The sequence below is a fragment of the Sporosarcina sp. BP05 genome (assembly GCF_014282005.1).
GTDB lineage: Bacteria > Bacillota > Bacilli > Bacillales_A > Planococcaceae > Sporosarcina.
Genome location: NZ_JACFTD010000045.1, coordinates 1 through 4,478, shown reverse-complemented (window position 1 = coordinate 4,478; position 4,478 = coordinate 1). Strand labels below are relative to the sequence as shown.

At 36.2% G+C, this 4,478-nt stretch carries 4 protein-coding genes and 1 pseudogene; 3 read left to right on the top strand and 2 right to left on the bottom strand.

Features of this window, described 5'->3' with window-relative positions; all coding sequences use genetic code 11:
* Together H2672_RS18910 and H2672_RS18905 are read right to left on the bottom strand one after the other, a co-directional pair.
* Positions 1-310, bottom strand: a 310-nt coding sequence (locus H2672_RS18910) for a phage integrase N-terminal domain-containing protein (RefSeq protein ID WP_186673803.1), incomplete at its 3' end; no start/stop codon positions are given.
* 551 nt (positions 311-861) lie between these two features.
* Complete coding sequence (locus tag H2672_RS18905; RefSeq protein WP_186673934.1) at positions 862-1,068, bottom strand: hypothetical protein; 207 nt, start codon at positions 1,066-1,068, stop codon at positions 862-864.
* Between the two features lie 432 nt (positions 1,069-1,500).
* Here H2672_RS18905 and H2672_RS18900 point away from each other — a divergent pair.
* The 3 genes and pseudogenes from H2672_RS18900 to H2672_RS18890 all read left to right on the top strand — a co-directional run.
* Positions 1,501-1,965 (top strand): annotated as a pseudogene (locus tag H2672_RS18900) (trypsin-like serine protease); the annotation flags it as partial.
* 131 nt (positions 1,966-2,096) lie between these two features.
* Positions 2,097-2,480, top strand: a complete 384-nt coding sequence (locus tag H2672_RS18895; protein ID WP_186673933.1) for a hypothetical protein — start codon at positions 2,097-2,099, stop codon at positions 2,478-2,480.
* An 864-nt stretch (positions 2,481-3,344) separates the two neighbouring features.
* Positions 3,345-4,349 carry a replication initiation protein gene (locus H2672_RS18890; RefSeq protein ID WP_186673931.1) on the top strand — a complete coding sequence of 335 codons (1,005 nt, stop codon included), beginning with the start codon at positions 3,345-3,347 and terminating at the stop codon, positions 4,347-4,349.
* Positions 4,350-4,478: the final 129 nt, after the last annotated feature.

Below are 4,478 nucleotides of genomic sequence, written 5' to 3'. Positions count from 1 at the left end.
CTTTCAGTCCTTTATTATCGGAAAGTTCGTGTTTGACGTTCGGAATCATGTCATGCATGTAGCGAATTGCCCCTAAGTCATTTTTGAGTGTTTTCGGTGCGACGCCTTCAGCTTGTCGCTGCTGGATATAGGCCACTACATGTTTATCTTGTAAATTCCGCAAGTTTTTCATCTTGAATTTCTCGTCTAAAAACCCGACGAAATTTCGGCAGCTGCTTTCATACCTAGCACGAGTACCGAAAGAGTTTGCTCTTGTATGCCGATAAATTTTCTCCATCTGCGCCATGATCGGTGACGTTCCTTTCGTCATATTTCCATCTCCCTTTTAAAAAAGTGCATAGCTCACCCGCTGGCATTTTCGGGTGTCCTCAGGACTTCCTCAAATACTGAAGGTTAAAACTAAAATACAAACCCAGAGATAACGGTATTTACGGGTGTATTTTCGGCTTTTTGGTACAGCTTTCTCTTTGCCCGAATTGCACTTCAGATTTTTATCACTTCGTTCAAAATCTGTGTCGTGCTCATTTGGCTAACGCCAAATAGCGGGCAAAGAGAAAGCTGTACCCCGTATCCAATTGTGTGTGTGAGTATTGAATGGAACATCCCCTAACGGGTTGGCTTTGCCACGTTCCAGTGAACTGCCATCAGGCAAGCATATCGCTCAGGTCTTTGACCTCGTTCACTTCCTGCCGGAATTTATTAACCGCCCCAAGCGTGGCGATCGGCTCTATTCGTCAGCCTGCATTACGAATGCTTATACGCGCATCAACGTCCATTCTATTAGCGACAAAGTCGCAAGTCAGCCAACATTCGCTGATTGCCTTATCTGAAAGCGAAGTTATTTTTTTCCACCCTTTTTGTTCAGCCCCAAGTCCCGTCTACGCAATATTTAAACCACTCGCCATTTGCGAAATGAATGTTTAAATACTTGTTGGGAATAACCTTTTCAACTTTTGTATTTTCCCCTTTTCCATACTTTTTTTCTTCCTCTAAACCCATTGCATTCACATGCCGTTTGTACACTTTTTCAACTAATTTTTGTTCATTTCCCGATAGTTTAACCAACATATTACCTCTCTCCTTTTCGAGTTTTGTACCCAATTTGAGTACTCCATTTTTTTGTTTTTTAATGATACACAGGGTTGTACTTTTTGATAACTCTCCGTAAATAGAACGCAAAAAGGCCTTTGGGCAGTTTGTTCGCATAGCAAATAAAGATTGCTATGAAACGCAAACAGCCCAAAGGCCTCAATTGTTCATCACCGCAGAATCTCACCAAAAGGTGGATTTGCAAAAGAAAGTAAAGTAAATTTATATGCTATTAGTCTATCAGTTCCATTTGGATTTTTCAAATATATTGTTGAATTAGTTTGAATAAATACGGTTGACATAACTCCCTTTCACGGAAGTATTTAAGTCTGTTACTCAATAAGAAAAGCTACCCTGTAAAGGCAGCCGAGACTTCCACAAACGCCCTCTAAACCAACAAATTATGATTTTGGGTTAGTTAGAATAACTCAAATAGGCTTAACAGGAGGACGATATGCTTCAAATGGTTTAAAATTTAGTGATAGTACCGCAGGATATGATGCTACTACACGTAATACAGTAAGACCAGCCCAAAACCAATTAGTCTGTAAATCAGGAATCACACAGGGCTATCAATGCGGAAAAATAACTGATCCAAGAATAATTATTGACCCAACCACTGGTGATATTTTAATTAAGGTAGAAAAATATGGCGGAGGTTATTTGGTAGGTCAAGGCGATAGTGGTGGACCATTATTTGACCAAACATCTAATGATCTTATTGGACTATTGTCAAAAATATACAAGGAATATCAAAATCCCAATAATGGAGTATGGTATAGTCACGAAGCTTATTACACACCTTTTGTTGAAGTAGCTCAAAAATATGGTTTATATTTATATACAGCTGATACTCCTAAAAAACTAACGAATTAATATTTAATTATATAAAGGGTAAAGAAGATTCTGCTATTTCTCAATACGAAACAATAATCTAAAATGATTATGTAACGTTTCTCCTTGTTTTATCGTCAGATAAATATAGTAATATTCAGGAGGGAAAGTTTATGTATTCAAACAGAAAGATTACACTAACGCTTTTTTTCTTAATTATTTTTTTAACAGGTTGTATGCAAGAAGAATCTATTGACTCTATAAAAAATATTGATAATCAGAATTCGGATAAACAAGAATTACAGCCCCAAAAAAGTAACGTTAGTACAATTGGATATATACAGACGATTGATTCTGAGGAAATCTGGGTTACTTTGGAAGCAAATCCTGAAACCAAAAACTCTGGAGTCATTGTTGATATTACAGGTATAGAAGAAGAAAATATTTCAAAATTAGTAATAGGTCAAAAGGTAAAAGTGATAAACCATAAACAAATGATCCACCCTTCCAATCCAGCAAGAGAAAAAGCTGATGCTATTGAGATAATAAAAGAATAACCGGAGTAAAAAGGAGTAGCTTTTGCTACTCCTTTTTTAATTATTCCTATTACAATAAACATAAACCTAATTCAACTATCCTGCCATTAGTTGAACAAAAAACTCGATTATCTCCATCCGCAAACCTGCGAATTGATTGCTGAACAATTTTGTATAATCCATACTCAACAGGTTAACATAACGCCAGTTCTCGGCAGTTGACGCTCTCCCTTGACCCCTTATAAACCCTCAGTTTATCCCCTATGGCTCTTCATTTTAGTTATACAAGAAATATACATCGTTGAGTTAACAGGCTTTCAGGCTAATGCCAGGCCCGTTTAAACGAATAAATATACATAATGCTTTGGTGAAATGAATCGAAAAGAGTACTGAATTAGTCTCTTTCTTAAAAACGCTTTAAACACCCTTAGAAGGCGTTCTAAAATTTGATAGATAGATAACCTTACTTTCTTCCTTAAACCCGATACACGGATGTTCTGTGCGTTTCTGCGGCTATATTCGATAGATTCAAAGAGTAGGACAAGTTCATTTATGGATTTGTTCTACTCTTTTTTCTAGTAACGGCCTTTTGTATTTGGAGTGAAATAATTTATTCTGATTTTTTATAGTAAAAGAGAAATGAATGATAATTAGCGAATCCTATATAATGATTTTATTTAAAGACTTAATAGACTTAGTAACCTTTAATAGACTCACGAACCTTAGAGCCATAAGGGTTTGCGAGTTTTATCGTGTAAAATGTCTCCCTCTATCGTGTAAAATGTCTCCCTCTATCGTGTAAAATGTCTCCCTTCATTGTGTAAAATGTCTCCCTTCATTGTGTATTTGTGATACTATAATACACAATGAGAAGGGGGATTGTACATGGCTAGAAAAAATGATAAAGAGCAATTGGTATCTTACGATAACAGTATTAAAAAGAGTAACGAGTTTTCGATGGCGAATTTAAACCACGGCTTAACGTTAAATCAAATGCAGTTACTTGCTTACTCTATCTACTGCACACAACAAGACGGTAGCACGGAGTTTATCAAGGCTGATTTTGAAAGGAAATTCGGTCTTAAAAGATATAAGACCGAAGATGCTTATATAGATAGTGAAAAGGTTTCTGCATTAAGATATAGTACTCAAAATTTAGAAGAAAAAAAGTTTAGGTTTACAGCTATCTTCACAGATCTCCAATATGACAACGGAACGTTTAAAATTGAATGGAATCAAAAATTTGTCCCTCATATTTTGGAGTTGAAAGATTATTATGTAACAACTGATTTAACGATTACATCAAAATTCAAAAGTAGCTTTAGTTGGACATTATACGAGTACTTAAAAGCTCGTTATGGAGCTTACTATGTACCTGTTTCAAAAGAAGCTCTCCTACGTTTGTTTGGTGTTGAAAATAGAAAGACATACATAGATAGTACAGCCCAATTTAAACGTGGTGTGCTAGATGTCGCCATCAATGAAGTTAACCAATATACCGAACTTGAAGTGTGGTACAAAGAAAAGAAAAAAGGTCGGGCTATTGTCGGATTTGAAATACATTGGTCAACAGGTAAAACAGTTCCGTTAGCAACAGACAATCAATCAGAAGAATTAAAAAGACTGATTGACGATGTGTTTGCGCTATGGGGCGTTGTTCACCAAATGCAAAATGGAGATAATAAAGAAAGAGCGACCAAGCTAGTTATAGAAACGGAGGGTATGCGAAAAGGCAAAGGAGAGCAAATGACATCTAAAGAAGCAAGTGAATATATACCAAGGGCGAAAGACAATCTTAGGTTGATTGAGGCGTTTTTAGAATATGACAAACAGCCAGCTACTACAAAGCGTGTACCATTCTATAATTGGCTTGAAGAAAGAGATTACTAGAAAAAAAAGAGCAACCGCAGCAGTCGCCCTTTTTTTCTAGTAACATAAAAAAATTTAACCTTTGCGTATGTTAGCAACGGTTAAATTAAAATCCGAATTCGAAAAAAAAGTTAGAAAGAGCATAAGGGG